Here is a 14,088-nt window from a genome sequence, read left to right as displayed (position 1 = left end):
CAATCATGGCCAAAATCGATGTCAAAGGAAAGGACGGGAAGAAGGTCGGCACGCACGATCTCAGTCCCGCGATTGCCGAAGCCGAAGCGATCTCCGCGGTGATCCACCGCGCGTTCGTCGCCGAAGAGTCCAACAAGCGCCAAGGCACCCAGTCTGCGAAGACGCGATCGGAAGTCCGAGGCGGCGGCCGCAAGCCGTACAAGCAGAAGAAGACCGGCAACGCCCGCCAGGGAACGATCCGCGCCCCGCACTACGCCCATGGCGGAATGGCGCTGGCCGTCAAGCCGCGCGACTACGACAAGAAGGTCAACCGCAAGGAGCGCCGGGCAGCGCTGCTGGGCGCGCTGGCCGCCAAGCTCAACGAAGGCACCGTGACGATCGCGGACAAGATTCTGTTCACCGAGCCGCGGACCAAGCACGGGACCGACATGCTCAAGGCGTTCGACTTGGCGAGCACGCGCCGCGTACTGATCGTGCTTCCCGAGTACGACGAGGTCACCCACAAGTGTTTCCGCAACCTGCCGAACGTGGTGGTGCGGACCGCGCCGTCGGGCAAGGGCGACGAGACGAAGTCGGCCGTGTTCTCCACGCGGGACGTGATGGTGGCGCACCACGTGGTGATCGCCAAAGACGCGCTCGCCAAGATCGAGGAGGTTTGGGCAAAGTGAAGAGCCCTTACGAAATCATTCTGCAGCCGTACATCACCGAGCGGTCGGCCGCCCAGTCCTACGGAGATCCGAGGATTCGGGACGAGGCGGACCTCGTGCGCAAGTACACGTTCCTCGTGAACAAGCACGCGAACAAACTCGAGATCAAGGCGGCCATCGAGGCGATCTACAACGCCGGCAAGAAGAAGAAGGACGAGCTGATCGAGGTCACGAGCGTCCGCACGATCACGATGCACGGCAAGACCAAGCGCGTGCGCTCCCGCGTGAGCGCCACGGGGCGCCGGTCCGACCGCAAGAAGGCGATCGTGACGCTCGCCAAGGGCCAGATGCTCGAGGATTACGGAGTCTAAGATGCCGATCAAACAGCACAAACCGACATCGCCCGGGCGACGCTTCATGGCGTCCTCTACCTACTCGGAGCTGACCAAAGGCAAGCCCGAGAAGAAGCTGGTCGCGCCCAAGCCCAAATCCGGCGGCCGCAACTCCACGGGCCGGACGACCTCGTTCAACCGGGGCGGCGGCAACAAGACGCGCTACCGGATCGTGGATTTCAAGCGGGACAAGGACAACTTCGCGGCGAAGGTCGCCGCGATCGAGTACGACCCGAACCGCACGTGCCGCATCGCGCTGCTCCACTACTTGGACGGCGAGAAGCGGTACATCCTCGCGCCCAAGGGGCTCGAGGTGGGCACGATGGTGCAGAGCGGACCGACGGCGGACATTCTGCCGGGCAACGCTCTTCCGCTCAAGAACATCCCGCTCGGCATGCTGGTCCACAACATCGAGCTGCAGCCCAACAAGGGCGGGCAGCTGGTGCGGGCCGCAGGCGGCTCGGCGCAGGTGATGGCCAAGGAGGGCACGTACGTGACCCTTCGCCTTCCCAGCGGCGAGATGCGCATGGTGCACCACACGTGCCGCGCGACCGTCGGCGAAGTCGGCAACGCCGAGCACGAGAACGAATCGATCGGCAAGGCGGGCAAAAACCGCGGCCTCGGCCGCAAGCCGCACGTTCGCGGCGTCGTGAAGAGCCCGCGCGACCACCCGCACGGTGGCGGCGAAGCGAAGTCCCCCGTGGGACGCAAGAAGGGCCCGGTCGATCGCTGGGGCAACAAGGCGCTCGGCGCCAAGACCCGCAGCAACAAGCGCACGGACAAGTTCATCGTGCGCCGGAGGACGAAGTAACCGCGTAGGGCGGCGAACCGAAACAAGCGTATGGCGAGAAGTCTCAAAAAAGGATTCTTCGTGGACGATCACCTGATGAAGAAGGTGAACGCGCTCAACGAAAAGAACGAGAAGCGGCTGATCAAGACCTGGTCGCGCCGATCGACGGTGGTGCCGGACATGATCGGCCACACGTTCGCGGTGCACGATGGGCGCAAGCACGTTCCGGTGTTCGTCACCGAGAACATGATCGGCCACAAGCTGGGCGAATTCGCCCCGACCCGCACGTACCGCGGGCATGGCGGCTCGATTCCGGACAGGGGGACGCGTATCCGCTGATCCGGGGTGCCGGCAGGTACAATAGAGCGCTTTTCCCCAGGGTTTGGCGCGGCGAAGGGAATGGCTGTGTGCAATGGAAGTTAAAGCAGTAGCGAAATATGTGAGGGTCCAGCCCCGAAAGGTGCGGATCATCGCCGACAAGGTGCGCGGAAAGGACGCGGGCTACACCGCCGCGTTGCTTCGGTACCACCCCAGCAAGGGTGCGAAGGCCCTGCGCAAGGTGCTGATCAGCGCGATGGCCAACGCCCAGGAGAACCACGGGCTCTCGCTCGAAGCGCTCAAGATTTCGACGATCATGGTGGACGAGGGCCCGCGGCTCAAGCGCCTGCAGGCGCGCGCCATGGGTCGCGGCAACCGCATCGTGAAGAAGACCAGCCACATCACCGTGGTGGTTGAAGAAGCGGAACCGCAGGCGAGGGTCAAAGCGCACGGCACGCAAGCCAAGCCGCGGCCGAAGCTCGCCGACGGCAAGCGCCCCAAGAAGCCCGCCTCCGCCTCCGCTAAAGCTACGGCGGATGAATCCCCTCAAGTGGAGGAGATGCCTGTTGAGGCCGTGGCCGAGGCCCCTGTGGAAGCTCCGGTTGAGAAGACTCCCGCTGAGGCGCCGGTGGAAGCCGAGCCTGGCGAAGAGGCGAAGACACACAACGAGGCGGACCCGTCCGCCGAAGCCGAAGCCGAAGCCGAAGCCGAGGCGCAAGCAGAGACCAAGGCGGACCCGTCCGCCGAAGCCGAAGCCGAAGGCGAGGCGAAGGCGGAAGACGACAAGAAGGGAGCAGAGTAGATTTGGGCCAAAAGATTCATCCGGTAGGTTTTCGGGTCGGCGTGATCCGAGGCTGGGACAGCCACTGGTTCTTCGGCAAGAAGGGCTACGGTCCCGCCCTCGTGCTCGACGAGCGCATCCGCAATTTCATCAAGGACCGCGTGGGACTCGGCAACGTGTCCCGCGTCGAGATCGAGCGTGCGGCGAACCGCGTGAAGGTCACGATCTTCACCGCGCGTCCCGGCGCAATCATCGGCCGTGGCGGCAAGGGCATCGACGAACTCACGGAGGTTCTCAACCGCCTCGTGCGCCGCGACGACCCCACGTCGGTGGTCCAGGTGAACGTCACCGAAGTCCGACAGCCCGAACTGGACGCCCAACTCGTTGCGGAGAACATCTGCATCCAGTTGGAGCGCCGCATCTCGCACCGGCGCGCGATGCGCCAGGCCATGACCCGCATGCTCCGCATGAACGGGCGCGGCATGAAGGTGCAGGTTTCGGGTCGCCTCAACGGCTCCGAAATCGCCCGTCGTGAGAGCGACAAGACCGGGAAGATCCCGCTGCACACCCTTCGCGCGGACATCGACTACGGCTTTGCCACCGCCCGGACCATGTACGGCTCGATCGGTGTGAAGGTTTGGATCTACAAGGGCGAAGTGCTCCCCGAGCGGAAGCTCGTGCAGGAGATCGCGATGCCGCGCCGCCGCCAGCCCGTCGGCGTGGAAGTCGAGGACGGCGTGCCCGCGCCCGCCGAGCTCGAGGCGGAACTCGAAACCATGCCCGAAGTCGAGGTCGAAGTCGAAACCAAGGAGGCCGAACCCCATGTTGATGCCTAAGCGAGTCAAGTTTCGGAAGCAGCACCGCGGACGGCGAGCCGGTCGCGCGATGCGCGGCAACGAGATTTCGTTCGGCGATTTCGCGCTGGTCGGCCTCGAGTGCGGCTGGATCAGCAGCCGGCAGATCGAATCCGCCCGTATAGCCATGACGCGCCACATCAAGCGCGGCGGCAAAGTGTGGATTCGGGTCTTCCCGGACAAACCCATCACCAAGAAGCCTTTGGAGACCCGCATGGGCAAAGGAAAGGGCCCCGTCGAGGGGTGGGTGGCCGTGGTCAAGCCGGGCCGCGTGATGTTCGAGATGAACGGAGTCGCCGAGGACGTCGCCAAAGAGGCGATGCGGCTGGCCATGCACAAGATGCCCATCAAGTGCAAGTTCATGACCCGCAGTGATTTTGAGCTCGTCGGGAGCGCCTCGGATTCGGCGCACGGCGGGGAGTAAGGAAAGAGAACCCGAGAATGAAGGACCTAAAACAAGCCGAATTGCGTGAGAAGAGCGTTCCCGAAATGGAGGAGATGCTCAAGGCCGAGCGCGCCGCCCTGTACAAGGCGCGACGCGACCTCGTGTTCCGCCAGATCACGGACACCACGAGCCTGAAAGTGCGGCGCCACAACATCGCGCGCATTCTCACCGCGATCACCGAGAAGAAGAGCGGAGGCAGCCAGTGAGTCCCAAGAAGGCAACCCCGCCTGTCGAGACGCCGGATTCGCGCGGAACGCGCAAGGTCCGACAGGGTCTCGTCGTCAGCAACAAGATGGAGAAGACCGTGGTCGTCGAGATCGAGCGGCGTGTCCAGCACGCGCTCTACGGCAAGACCGTGCGTCGCTCCAACCGATTCAAAGCCCACGACCTTTTGTCGTGCGATGTCGGCGACCGCGTCGAGATCATGGAAACGCGCCCCATCAGCAAGGAAAAGCGCTGGCGGGTCACGCGGATCCTCGAGAAGGTGAAGTAGCCGTTTTCAGGAAGAAGAGATGATTCAACAGTTCAGCAGGCTCAAGGTCGCGGATAACTCCGGCGCGCGCGTGGTGATGTGCATCCGCGTGCTCAAGGGTTCCCAACCGCGCTACGGAGGGGTGGGCGACATCTTCGTCGGCTCCGTCAAGGTCGCGACGCCCAACATGCCCGTCAAGAAAGGCGACGTGATCAAGGCCGTCATCGTCCGCACCCGCGACGCGGTGCGGCGACGCGACGGATCGACCCTCCGCTTCGACGAAAACGCGTGCGTGGTGATCAACCCGCAAACGCTCGAGCCCCGCGGCACCCGCATCTTCGGGCCCGTGGCGCGCGAACTGCGCGACCACAACTTCATGAAGATCGTGTCGCTCGCACCGGAGGTGCTCTAACCATGCCGACCAAAGCCGAACTCAAGAAGGCTGGCCACAAGCGCAAGCTCAAACTGCGCACGGGCGACCGCGTCATGATCATCTCGGGCAAGGACAAGGGTCAGATCGGATTCGTCGCCGCCGTGGCGCCGCGCGAGGACAAAGTCATTGTCCTGCAGGACAACCCGGACAACGCGGATCAGCCGCTGCCGCTCAACGCCGCGATCAAGCATCGCAAGGCGCGCATGCAGGGCGAAAAGTCCGCAAGGCTCAAGATTCCCGTCCCCATCCACGTCAGCAATGTGATGATGCTCGACCCCAAGGACGACAAGCCCACGCGGGTCGGCCGACGCAAAGAGGACGGCAAGATCGTCCGCTACGCGAAGAAGAGCGGCGAGACCGTGAAGGACACGGAGATCAGCACGAAGGATTAGGGCTCGTCGAGCCCGCCACGCCTGGTCGGAAATCAGGCAAAGGAACGCCATGGCAAGAAAAGAGAAAGAGATGCAAGTCGGCTCGCTTCCCGAGCCGCGCCTGGTCAAGACGTACCAGGAGAAGGTCGCGCCCCAACTGCGCGAGCAGTTCGGCTACACCTCCACGATGCAGATCCCGCGTCTGGAGAAGATCGTCATCAACATGGGCACGGGCAGCGCGGAGAAAGACCCCAAGCACCTCGAGAACAGCCTGCGCGACATGACGCTGATCTCCGGCCAGAAGCCGGTCACGACGGTCGCCCGCAAAGCGATCTCGAACTTCAAACTCCGCGAAGGCATGAAGATCGGCTGCAAGGTGACCCTCCGCGGCAAGCGGATGCAGCACTTCTTCGACAAGCTCTCCACGGTCGTGTTGCCCCGTATTCGCGACTTCCAGGGCCTCTCGCCCAAGTCGTTCGACGGCCGAGGCAACTACGCCTTGGGCCTGAAGGAGCAGTTGGTGTTCCCCGAGATCCCGTACGACACGTTCGATCGGATCCGCGGGATGGACATCATCATCTGCACCACGGCAAAGACGGACGAGGAAGCGCGCGTGTTCCTCAAGGCCATGGGCCTGCCCCTCCGCGAGAAGTAGACCGAGCATCTTCATCGGTTGCTGGTGCTGGTGTCTTTCTACTTCGGCACAGAGACTACGAGGGTGATCTCCGTGGCCTCGTCCTTTCGTTGGAGCGTCACGGCGAGCAGGGTGCCGTCCAACCGGGAGCCCGTGAGGATGCGCTGGTCCTCGAGGTGGCTGGTCTCTCGAACACCGAGCCGCTGCGTGTAGAAGGCTGCAACTTCGTCCAGCGAAGCCGGCGTCGTGCGCGTCCACGTGTCGATCACCGCTTTGCTGCCGTTCGTGCGCTGGTACGCGTACGTTCCGACGGGCTCGGAGCCCGGGTAGTGCTCGGGTGCCGTGTCCGCGGCGGGCGAGGAGGGGGCGAGCACCTTCTCGAGCGTCGCGTTCGCCTCCCGGGCTTCCGGGGTGAGGCTCGCTGGGTCCGGGACGGGCTCGGAGGACAGGGATTGCCCGACCGCAGGCTGCGCGGGTTCGGGAGCTGGGACGACCTCCTTCGGTTTGGCGCAGCCGACGAGAAGTAAGAGAGTGGCCAGGAGAACGAGGGGTCCGCGCATCAGGACCCATTATGCGGCAGTCGAACGCGGCGCCAGCTACAATGCACCTATGCGTATCGAAGCCGATCAGGAAGAGAGGCTCGACCAGTTCCTCGCCCGTATCATGCCAGAGCACAGCCGATCGCGGCTCGTGAAGGAGATCCAAGGCGGCAAGGTGAAGGTGGGCGGGAAAAAGCAGAAGCCCGCCTTCCGGCTCGAGCCCGGCATGCAGGTGGACGTGGAGGACTTCAAGGCCTCGCGCCCCGCCCACGATCTTGAGCCGGCCGACATCGACGTCCCGATCGTTTTCGAGGACGCTTCCATGATCGTCGTGGACAAGCCTCGTGGGCTCGCCACGCACCCCGCAGCCTCGCTCAAGGAGCCGACCCTGGTCAATGCGTTGCTTGGACGGAACAAGCAGCTTAGCTCCGGCGGCGAGCAGTATCGCCCGGGCATCGTGCATCGACTCGACAAGGCCACGACCGGGCTCTTGGTGGTGGCGAAAACGGACGCCGCCCACCGCCGATTGGCGCGCCAGATCGAAGCGAAGACCGCCGAACGGCGTTACTTCGCGGTCGTGGCCGGCTTCGTGGAGCAGGAGCGGTTCACCGTGGAGGCGCCCCTTGCCCGAAGCGTGAAGGACCGCAAGAAGATGACGGTGGACTTCATGGGCAAACCCGCGATTACCCACGCCAAGCGTTTGGAACGCTTGGATCACGGGACCCTGTTGGCCATTCGTCTGGAAACGGGCCGCACGCACCAGATTCGCGTCCACCTGCAAGCGGTGGGTTACGCCGTGTTGGGGGACGAGGTGTACGCGCCCGCCGAAATCGCCGCGGGCCCCCTGCAGCTCCATGCCGCCTACCTGGAGTTCGACCATCCCGAGACGGGCGAGCGGGTGTCGTTCTACACGGATCCCCCGGAGGACTTCCTCGGATACGGGCATGTGGAGCGGACCCAGATCGACCCGTTCTAACCCGCAATCGGATGCCACGCCCGCTCGACGGGCGTGCAGCAAGCCACTGCGAATCTCTTACCCGTTGCCGCGAAGCGTAAGGATTGCGACCTCGGGCGGGCAGAAGAGTCGAATCGGTCCCAAGGTGGCGGTGCCCCGGTTCACATAAACGGGGCTGGGCGCATCGGCATAGAAGCCACTGCGATAGGTGCGCGCGCCGCGCGGGGTGTAAAGCGGACGACCCGTGGGCAGACAGACCTCGCCGCCATGGCTGTGGCCGCTGAGAACCAGACCAGCCGTTCCGCCCAGTTCCGCCGCGTAGTCGGGTTCGTGAAGGAGCACAAGCGTGGAGCGGCCCTCGTGCTTGGAGACGAGCCCGAAATCCGGCGAACCTGCCAGGGCGTCGTCCAACCCGATGACCCGCACCCCGTCGACCGTCGATTCCTCGTTGACCAGCAGGCGGAACTTGGTGCTGGCCAAAGCCTCGGCGACCCGTCCCGGCGCGGCGCTTCCATAGTCGTGGTTCCCAAACACGGCCAGACAGGGACACGCGAGGTCGTGGAGGCGTTCAAAGGCCTTGCCGATCCGAAGGTAGCAATCGTCCTGGTCGAAGTTGAGAAAGTCGCCGGTGAAGACCACGAGGTCCGGCTTGGCACGAACCACGAGGTCCACGGCGCGACGAGCCACCGCGAGGAGCCCGTCGTTGTTGAGGTGGACGTCCGAGAGATGGGCGACGCGAAAACCGTCGGCGTCCCAGTTGGGCAGGGTGAGTGTGCGGTCGGTCACGGCGAGGGAACTGGCATAGGCGCCGACCCCAGCGGTGGTCAACGCACCCGCGGCGCCCCACATGAGAAGCGTTCGCCGGGACAGTTTCTTCGGAAGGGCGCGCACGGTACGGTCAACCGCACAAGGGGCCGCGAAGTTCCATGCTGGGCTATTCTCTAGGCATGGGCGGCGAGATGATCTCTTTCACTGGCAACGGGACGACGTACGAGGGGTATCTGGCTCGGGCGGCGGGCGGCGGTCCGGGCGTGATTGTGCTTCAGGAGTGGTGGGGGCTGGTGGGCCACATCAAGTCCGTGGTGGATCGGTTTGCCGAAGAGGGGATCACCGCGCTGGCGCCCGACCTCTACCAGGGCGAGAGCACAAGCGATCCCGACGAGGCTGGCTCGCTGATGATGGCCCTGAACATCGCGGAAACGGAGAAGGCGCTTCGAGGCGCAGTGGACGCGCTCCTCGAGGAGCCCAAGTGCACGAGCCGAAAGGTAGGCGTGGTCGGGTTCTGCATGGGCGGACAGCTCTCGCTCTACGCCGCGGCCACAAACCCGAAGATCGGGGCGTGCGTGGACTTCTACGGCATCCATCCAAACGTGCACCCCCCGCTCGAAAAGCTGGATGCACCGGTGCTGGGCTTCTTCGCCGAGCACGACGCGTACGCGTCTCCCGAGTCGATGGCGGCGCTGTCAAAACAGTTGGACGAGCTGGGCAAGCCGCACGAGTTCCATCTGTACACCGGGGCCCATCACGCGTTCTTCAACGACGACCGGCAGGAGGTCTACAACGAAGAAGCAGCCAAGGACGCCTGGGAGCGCACGCTCCTCTTCTTCGACGAAAACCTCTAGAGTCGTTTGTCGTTGGTCGTTCGATAAACGCTCCCATAATGCGTTATGGTCGCGTTCCTTGCCGCTCTGTTTCTGGCTGCTCCGGGACTCCAGGGAGAGTCTCTTCTGCACCAGGTGGTGCCGCGCCCAACGGGCAAGAACGGGTACGAGGAGTACGTCAAGGCCGCCGAGATTCTCGACGTGGGCGACGCTGGGTTCTACCTGTCCTGGCAGCCCGGCACGAGCAAGCGCCTCGAACAGGAGGCGAAGGCAAGCGTGGAAGACGGGATTCCCGTTCCCGCCGATCCCGAGGCCGCGCGCCTGCTTCCCTTGGCGCGGCGGCTCGAGGCGATGAGCACCCTCGAGATCCGGACGGAGATCGTGCGGAAGTTCGGCGTGGCCCTGGATTGGGTGAAACAAGGCAACCAGAAGCCGGTGTTCAACCCAAGACCCACGATCTCGGCCACGACCTTGTTTCCCGAACTTGCGAAGTTTCGAATGCTCGCCAAGCTGGCCGTCGCCGCCGCCTATGTGCACGATGCCGAGGGCCGCTCGGCCGAAGGGACGGACGCGCTGCTGCAGATCCTCGATATGGGCGACCGCATCGGCGGGTTCACCCTCATCTCCATGCTGGTCGGCGTGTCGGAGCAGTCGATCGCCCTGTCCGCCATGCAGTCACGCCTCGATCGGCTGAGCCAGCCCGAGGCGAGCACCGTCTCCGCTTTGGTTGCCCGCCTGCTGGCCCGCCCGCCCGTCGTTCTCGAGGCGATGCGGGGCGAGGTGCGATTCATCAGCGCTTCGCTGGAAGAGCTTTTGGCCAAGCCGGAGGAGTTCACCGGCGACGAGGATGCGGTCCTCGGCAAGCTGAACACGTTGAGTGCCCAGGACCGCGCGCGCCTTGCCGCCCTCGTCCGCAAACGGCTTGACCAGACGTACGCGCCAATCCTTGATCGACTTGCCGGACCGGAGTCGGGTTGGGTGTTCATGGAGCCGGATCCGCCGGACCCTCCAACGGGCGCCCAGTCCGTCGAAGATCTCGCCGACGTGCTGCTGACGTGGCTTGTTCCCGTGACCGGTCAGATTGGCACCAGCGCGGCGCGGATGCGGACCCAGCTCCGGCTGCTCGGCCTGGGGGCGCGGGTGATCGCGTTCAAGTGGGAGCACGAGCGGCTGCCCACGCGTCTGGAGGACGCCGCGCCCGCCGCAGAGCTCGACGACCCGCTGAGCGGAGACAAGTTCCAGTACACGCCGATGGGCGATCGGTTCCGCGTGTTCAGCAAGGGCGTGCCCGCCACGGGAGAGATCGACATCAAGTACGTGAGGGGGCAGGGGACGGGCGGTCCGCCGCCTCCCGGCCCGACCGCGGCTAAGCAAGTGGCCCGATGATCGGCATTCTTGCCGCGCTCTGTCTTGCCGGGTCACCGGGCATCCAAGAGAAGTCCCTCTTGCACCAGATCGTGCCGCACCCGACCGGGCGGAATGCCTACGAGGAGTACTTGAAGGCGGCGGATCTCGTCCTTGAAGGAGACGCGGCTCTCTACCTGGATTGGCAAGAGGGCGACCTTGAACGGCTCGAGTCCGAAGCCCGAGGCGGGAACGTCGAGGCCTTGCGTCGTTTGCCGCAGGCAAGAAGGCTCGGAACCATGAGCGTGCTCGAGGTCCGGCGCGAGGCCGTTGCCCGATTCGGCGCGGCTCTCGACTGGGTTCGACAGGGGAATGGGAAGCCGGTCCTGGTTCCCGTAGGAGACCGTCAGAAGTTTCCAGAGATGAAACACTTTCGGGAACTGGCGGAGCTGGCCGTCGTCACCGCCTACGTTCGGGACTCGGAGGGGAAGACCGGCCCCGGAACCGATGCTCTTCTGGACGCAATCGACATGGGCGATCGGATCGGCGGATCGGTGGGCGTGGCGTTCCTAAGCGGTGTCCTGATGCAAACCTTCGGCGCCGCCGCGATGGGACAGAGGCTGCATCAACTGAGCCTTGGAGACGCCCTTGCAACGATCGAGTTTGTCGATCGGATTCTTCAAAGGCCACCGTCCGTGCAGCGCTGTCTGGAGGCCCATATTCACGATCAAGACAGACGTTGGCGCGACCTGCTCACCAAGCCGATTTCCTTGCCCGGAGAGGAGCGCGGCGACGCCTTGCTTCGGCTCGTCTCGCAGCTTGGGCCTGAGGAGAGGGCGCGCCTTTCGGCCTACTTGTCGCGACACCACTCGGAGAGCTTTTCCGCAATCGCTAACCGCTTCTCGGGCCCCGAGTCAGGTTGGGTGGCCGCGGATCCCGAAGTCATGGTCTCAGCGCAACCGCGGACAGTCGAGGAGATCGGGGACGCGATTATCGCGACAGTTGAGGTGAGGCCAAGCTTGATGGGCACCAGCGCGGCTCGGATGCGGACCCAGCTCCGGCTGCTCGGCCTGGCGGCGCGGGTGATCGCGTTCAAGTGGGAGCACGAGCGGCTGCCCACGCGTCTGGAGGACGCCGCGCCCGCCGCAGAGCTCGACGACCCGCTGAGCGGAGACAAGTTCCAGTACACGCCGATGGGCGATCGGTTCCGCGTGTTCAGCAAGGGCGTGCCCGCCACCGGTGAGATCGACATCAAGTACGTGCGGGGGCAGGGGACGGGCGGTCCGCCGCCTCCCCAGCAAACCACAAACCGCAGGAATGAGGGGTCCCGCTTGCGAACCCTTATCCCATGGCTTCGGACCGCATGACGGCTAGCCAGTGGCGGGCGTTTGTGGCCGCTTGGTTGGGCTGGTGCTTCGATGGACTCGATGGCTACCTCTACGCCCTGGTGGCCATCTCCTTCGTCACCACCCTCATGCCGGGGGCGGCGGCGGGAGACGTCCAGCAGCACGCGGCGTGGATCCAAGGAGCGTTCCTGGTGGGGTGGGCCCTCGGAGGGGCGTTCTTTGGGCGGATGGGGGACAAGATCGGGCGGACGCGAACCCTCACGCTCACGATTCTCACCTACGCGGTGTTCACCGGGCTTTCGTTCTTCGCGCAGACGTGGTGGCACCTGCTGATCTTCCGATTTGTCGCGGCCCTGGGCATCGGGGGCGAGTGGGCGGCGGGCTCGGCTCTGGTGAGCGAGACGCTGGGCGTCAAGCACCGCTCGTGGGCGAGCGCCACGCTTCAGAGCGGCTACATGGTCGGCATCATCCTCGCCGCCATCACCGTCGGAGCCCTGGGCTCGCTGCCGCCCAAATTCGTCTTCCTCGTGGGTATCGTGCCAGCCCTCATGACCGTTTGGATCCGCAAGGCCGTCCCGGAACCAGAGGAGTGGGAGAGGGAGCGGCACACGCGGACGATGCCCCGGATCGGAGAGCTGTTCGGACCCGAAGTGCGGGCCACAACCCTGAAGACCCTGGCGCTCACCAGCATCGCCCTCACCACGGTGTGGGGATTCATCTTCTTCAGCGTCCAGCTCCTGATCGGGCTTCCCGAAGTGGCGGCCCTCGCCCCGCCCGACAAGGCCGCGCTGGTGCGCAACGTGGTGGTGGTCTACTCCCTGTGGAACATCGTGGGGAACTTCCTCGCTACGTACCTGGCCCGGGCCGTGGGCAACCGAAGAGCCTTCGCAGCCCTGATGCTTGCCTCGGGGGCGATGTTCCTCCTCGGATTCAGGGAAGCGCACGACCTGGAGACCACGAAGTGGATCTTCAATGCCGCCATGTTCTTCAGCGCCGGGTTGTTCGCGATCTTCCCCCTCTACATTCCACCCCTCTTTCCAACGTTGCTTCGCACCACCGGATCAGGCTTCTCGTACAACTTCGGCAGGCTCGCCGCCGCCGCCGGCACGCTCCTGGGCGGCTGGATCACAGCCAAGGCGGGCGGCCCCGGAATGGCCATCTGGTGGCTGGGATTCCTCTACGTGCCGGGCCTCGCCGTCTCGCTGGCGATGCCAGAAGGGCCGCATGAGGTTGTGCCCTCCTGAGCAACTCCGCGCGAAGAAAGAGCGTCTGATTGGATGTGGATTGGAGGCCGACGGGAGTCGGGGTGAGGACGCGCGGGGCCGTCAGATTCTGGTGGATACCAGTCGGCGTCCTTGCACTCTTCATCTTGTTTGAAGACCATCCTCAAGCGGCCATTGAACGAACGCATGAAGGGCCGCCACCCTTGGCGGAGCGCGATGAGAGTCAGGAGATTGCAGCGTTGATAGCCGATCTCGGCGTCCCTGTGGGCGGACTCCATGCCCCTTACTGCATGCCATTTCCGAAATCCTCGGCCGACGACGCGTATCCCCAACTTCGGGCATATGGTCGAAGAGCCGTTCCCCATTTGATCGCTGGCCTCAAGGATGAGAACATCTACCGCCGAGCCCACTGTGCCGACTTGTTGGGTGAGATCGGCGACAAACGAGCCATCGAGCCGTTGTGCGAGGCCGTTCGAACGGAAGTGGGTGCGAAAGGCTGGTTTGTTTCGGCCCTGGGTGAGTTCGACGACCCGCGATCAATCACTGCGCTGGCGAACCTTCTCTCGAAGGGATCGGGAGAGGAGTTTTCCGTGCCTGCGATCATCGAGTCGGTCGGCCAACAGGCGGCTAAGTCCCTCGTCAAGATCGGCGACTCTGCTCTGCCGACGCTGCAGGCTTCGCTGAAATCTAAGGACGCCCGCGTCAGAGCAAATGCTCGATACGCGCTTGATCTCATGCGGGCGCAGTCGGGGACCTCAACCAACCGGACGTGAGTCAGGCACCTTACCTCGCAAACCCAGTTGCCTGAACGAACTCCGCGCATACATTTCAGCGCAAGGGTCAACATCGCCAGGATCTCCCTACCAATGTGTTGGTCCCGGGCAACCGTTCGCAAGAATTCTAAGCCGTCCATGGGCAAAATGGCAATATTTGCAACTAAGCA

At 64.4% G+C, this 14,088-nt stretch carries 20 protein-coding genes; 18 read left to right on the top strand and 2 right to left on the bottom strand.

Annotation, left to right across the window (positions count from 1 at the left end; all coding sequences use genetic code 11):
* Window positions 1-5 precede the first annotated feature (5 nt).
* From rplD to rplE, 12 genes are all read left to right on the top strand, one after another.
* Window positions 6-668 carry a 50S ribosomal protein L4 gene (rplD, locus tag M9921_13740; protein ID MCO5297906.1) on the top strand — a complete coding sequence of 221 codons (663 nt, stop codon included), beginning with the start codon at window positions 6-8 and terminating at the stop codon, window positions 666-668.
* Window positions 665-1,018, top strand: coding sequence for a 50S ribosomal protein L23 (rplW, locus tag M9921_13735; GenBank protein ID MCO5297905.1), 354 nt, complete (start codon window positions 665-667; stop codon window positions 1,016-1,018). Before rplD ends, rplW begins: the two co-directional genes overlap by 4 nt.
* Before the next feature lies 1 nt (window position 1,019).
* A complete protein-coding gene (rplB, locus tag M9921_13730) occupies window positions 1,020-1,850 on the top strand; it encodes a 50S ribosomal protein L2 (protein ID MCO5297904.1) in 831 nt (276 codons plus the stop codon).
* A 30-nt stretch (window positions 1,851-1,880) separates the two neighbouring features.
* Window positions 1,881-2,168 (top strand): 30S ribosomal protein S19, encoded by a 288-nt coding sequence (rpsS, locus tag M9921_13725; protein MCO5297903.1) that lies wholly within the window; start codon window positions 1,881-1,883, stop codon window positions 2,166-2,168.
* Window positions 2,169-2,241: 73 nt separating this feature from the next.
* On the top strand, window positions 2,242-2,949 hold the full coding sequence (rplV, locus tag M9921_13720) for a 50S ribosomal protein L22 (GenBank protein MCO5297902.1): 708 nt from the start codon (window positions 2,242-2,244) through the stop codon (window positions 2,947-2,949).
* A gap of 41 nt (window positions 2,950-2,990) precedes the next feature.
* Window positions 2,991-3,764, top strand: a complete 774-nt coding sequence (gene rpsC, locus M9921_13715) for a 30S ribosomal protein S3 (protein MCO5297901.1) — start codon at window positions 2,991-2,993, stop codon at window positions 3,762-3,764.
* Complete coding sequence (gene rplP, locus M9921_13710) at window positions 3,751-4,206, top strand: 50S ribosomal protein L16 (GenBank protein MCO5297900.1); 456 nt, start codon at window positions 3,751-3,753, stop codon at window positions 4,204-4,206. The genes rpsC and rplP overlap by 14 nt, the downstream gene beginning before the upstream one ends.
* Before the next feature lie 17 nt (window positions 4,207-4,223).
* Entirely contained in the window at window positions 4,224-4,433 is a 210-nt protein-coding gene (gene rpmC, locus M9921_13705; GenBank protein ID MCO5297899.1) for a 50S ribosomal protein L29, read from the top strand.
* Window positions 4,434-4,519: 86 nt separating this feature from the next.
* The gene (rpsQ, locus tag M9921_13700) at window positions 4,520-4,720 is read left to right on the top strand and encodes a 30S ribosomal protein S17 (protein ID MCO5297898.1); all 201 of its coding nucleotides are present in this window, start codon (window positions 4,520-4,522) and stop codon (window positions 4,718-4,720) included.
* Between the two features lie 19 nt (window positions 4,721-4,739).
* On the top strand, window positions 4,740-5,111 hold the full coding sequence (gene rplN, locus M9921_13695) for a 50S ribosomal protein L14 (protein ID MCO5297897.1): 372 nt from the start codon (window positions 4,740-4,742) through the stop codon (window positions 5,109-5,111).
* A gap of 2 nt (window positions 5,112-5,113) precedes the next feature.
* Entirely contained in the window at window positions 5,114-5,524 is a 411-nt protein-coding gene (gene rplX / locus M9921_13690) for a 50S ribosomal protein L24 (protein MCO5297896.1), read from the top strand.
* Window positions 5,525-5,594: 70 nt separating this feature from the next.
* Window positions 5,595-6,158, top strand: a complete 564-nt coding sequence (gene rplE / locus M9921_13685) for a 50S ribosomal protein L5 (protein ID MCO5297895.1) — start codon at window positions 5,595-5,597, stop codon at window positions 6,156-6,158.
* A 38-nt stretch (window positions 6,159-6,196) separates the two neighbouring features.
* On the opposite strand, the gene M9921_13680 is transcribed toward rplE, so the two are convergent.
* Window positions 6,197-6,697, bottom strand: coding sequence for a hypothetical protein (locus M9921_13680; GenBank protein ID MCO5297894.1), 501 nt, complete (start codon window positions 6,695-6,697; stop codon window positions 6,197-6,199).
* 49 nt (window positions 6,698-6,746) lie between these two features.
* On the opposite strand from M9921_13680, the gene M9921_13675 reads away from it, so the two are divergent.
* Window positions 6,747-7,652 carry an RluA family pseudouridine synthase gene (locus M9921_13675; GenBank protein MCO5297893.1) on the top strand — a complete coding sequence of 302 codons (906 nt, stop codon included), beginning with the start codon at window positions 6,747-6,749 and terminating at the stop codon, window positions 7,650-7,652.
* 57 nt (window positions 7,653-7,709) lie between these two features.
* Here M9921_13675 and M9921_13670 read toward each other — a convergent pair whose 3' ends face one another.
* Window positions 7,710-8,522, bottom strand: a complete 813-nt coding sequence (locus M9921_13670; GenBank protein MCO5297892.1) for a metallophosphoesterase — start codon at window positions 8,520-8,522, stop codon at window positions 7,710-7,712.
* A 56-nt stretch (window positions 8,523-8,578) separates the two neighbouring features.
* Between M9921_13670 and M9921_13665 the strand changes: the two genes are divergently transcribed.
* The 5 genes from M9921_13665 to M9921_13645 all read left to right on the top strand — a co-directional run bounded on the left by M9921_13665 (window position 8,579) and on the right by M9921_13645 (window position 13,918).
* Complete coding sequence (locus M9921_13665; protein MCO5297891.1) at window positions 8,579-9,253, top strand: dienelactone hydrolase family protein; 675 nt, start codon at window positions 8,579-8,581, stop codon at window positions 9,251-9,253.
* 45 nt (window positions 9,254-9,298) lie between these two features.
* Entirely contained in the window at window positions 9,299-10,618 is a 1,320-nt protein-coding gene (locus tag M9921_13660) for a hypothetical protein (GenBank protein ID MCO5297890.1), read from the top strand.
* Window positions 10,615-11,943, top strand: coding sequence for a hypothetical protein (locus M9921_13655; GenBank protein MCO5297889.1), 1,329 nt, complete (start codon window positions 10,615-10,617; stop codon window positions 11,941-11,943). The genes M9921_13660 and M9921_13655 overlap by 4 nt, the downstream gene beginning before the upstream one ends.
* The gene (locus M9921_13650) at window positions 11,925-13,166 is read left to right on the top strand and encodes an MFS transporter (protein MCO5297888.1); all 1,242 of its coding nucleotides are present in this window, start codon (window positions 11,925-11,927) and stop codon (window positions 13,164-13,166) included. Before M9921_13655 ends, M9921_13650 begins: the two co-directional genes overlap by 19 nt.
* Before the next feature lie 125 nt (window positions 13,167-13,291).
* Window positions 13,292-13,918, top strand: coding sequence for a HEAT repeat domain-containing protein (locus M9921_13645; protein ID MCO5297887.1), 627 nt, complete (start codon window positions 13,292-13,294; stop codon window positions 13,916-13,918).
* The last annotated feature ends 170 nt before the right edge of the window (window positions 13,919-14,088 follow it).

The sequence above is a fragment of the Fimbriimonadaceae bacterium genome (genome assembly GCA_023957775.1).
GTDB lineage: Bacteria > Armatimonadota > Fimbriimonadia > Fimbriimonadales > Fimbriimonadaceae > JAMLGR01.
Note: the sequence above shows the minus strand (reverse complement) of the source record. Positions and strands in the feature narration are given on the sequence as shown.

What these genes read in the sequence shown, in the direction of transcription:
- rplP (MCO5297900.1), top strand. Translation starts at nt 3,751, where the DNA reads ATGTTGATGCCTAAGCGAGTCAAGTTTCGGAAGCAGCACCGCGGACGG.
- M9921_13660 (MCO5297890.1), top strand. Translation starts at nt 9,299, where the DNA reads ATGGTCGCGTTCCTTGCCGCTCTGTTTCTGGCTGCTCCGGGACTCCAG.
- rplV (MCO5297902.1), top strand. Translation starts at nt 2,242, where the DNA reads ATGGAAGTTAAAGCAGTAGCGAAATATGTGAGGGTCCAGCCCCGAAAG.
- M9921_13665 (MCO5297891.1), top strand. Translation starts at nt 8,579, where the DNA reads ATGGGCGGCGAGATGATCTCTTTCACTGGCAACGGGACGACGTACGAG.
- rpsQ (MCO5297898.1), top strand. Translation starts at nt 4,520, where the DNA reads ATGGAGAAGACCGTGGTCGTCGAGATCGAGCGGCGTGTCCAGCACGCG.
- rplD (MCO5297906.1), top strand. Translation starts at nt 6, where the DNA reads ATGGCCAAAATCGATGTCAAAGGAAAGGACGGGAAGAAGGTCGGCACG.
- M9921_13675 (MCO5297893.1), top strand. Translation starts at nt 6,747, where the DNA reads ATGCGTATCGAAGCCGATCAGGAAGAGAGGCTCGACCAGTTCCTCGCC.
- M9921_13655 (MCO5297889.1), top strand. Translation starts at nt 10,615, where the DNA reads ATGATCGGCATTCTTGCCGCGCTCTGTCTTGCCGGGTCACCGGGCATC.
- rplN (MCO5297897.1), top strand. Translation starts at nt 4,740, where the DNA reads ATGATTCAACAGTTCAGCAGGCTCAAGGTCGCGGATAACTCCGGCGCG.
- rplB (MCO5297904.1), top strand. Translation starts at nt 1,020, where the DNA reads ATGCCGATCAAACAGCACAAACCGACATCGCCCGGGCGACGCTTCATG.
- rplE (MCO5297895.1), top strand. Translation starts at nt 5,595, where the DNA reads ATGCAAGTCGGCTCGCTTCCCGAGCCGCGCCTGGTCAAGACGTACCAG.
- M9921_13680 (MCO5297894.1), bottom strand. Translation starts at nt 6,697, where the DNA reads ATGCGCGGACCCCTCGTTCTCCTGGCCACTCTCTTACTTCTCGTCGGC.
- M9921_13650 (MCO5297888.1), top strand. Translation starts at nt 11,925, where the DNA reads ATGGCTTCGGACCGCATGACGGCTAGCCAGTGGCGGGCGTTTGTGGCC.
- rplX (MCO5297896.1), top strand. Translation starts at nt 5,114, where the DNA reads ATGCCGACCAAAGCCGAACTCAAGAAGGCTGGCCACAAGCGCAAGCTC.
- rpmC (MCO5297899.1), top strand. Translation starts at nt 4,224, where the DNA reads ATGAAGGACCTAAAACAAGCCGAATTGCGTGAGAAGAGCGTTCCCGAA.
- rpsS (MCO5297903.1), top strand. Translation starts at nt 1,881, where the DNA reads ATGGCGAGAAGTCTCAAAAAAGGATTCTTCGTGGACGATCACCTGATG.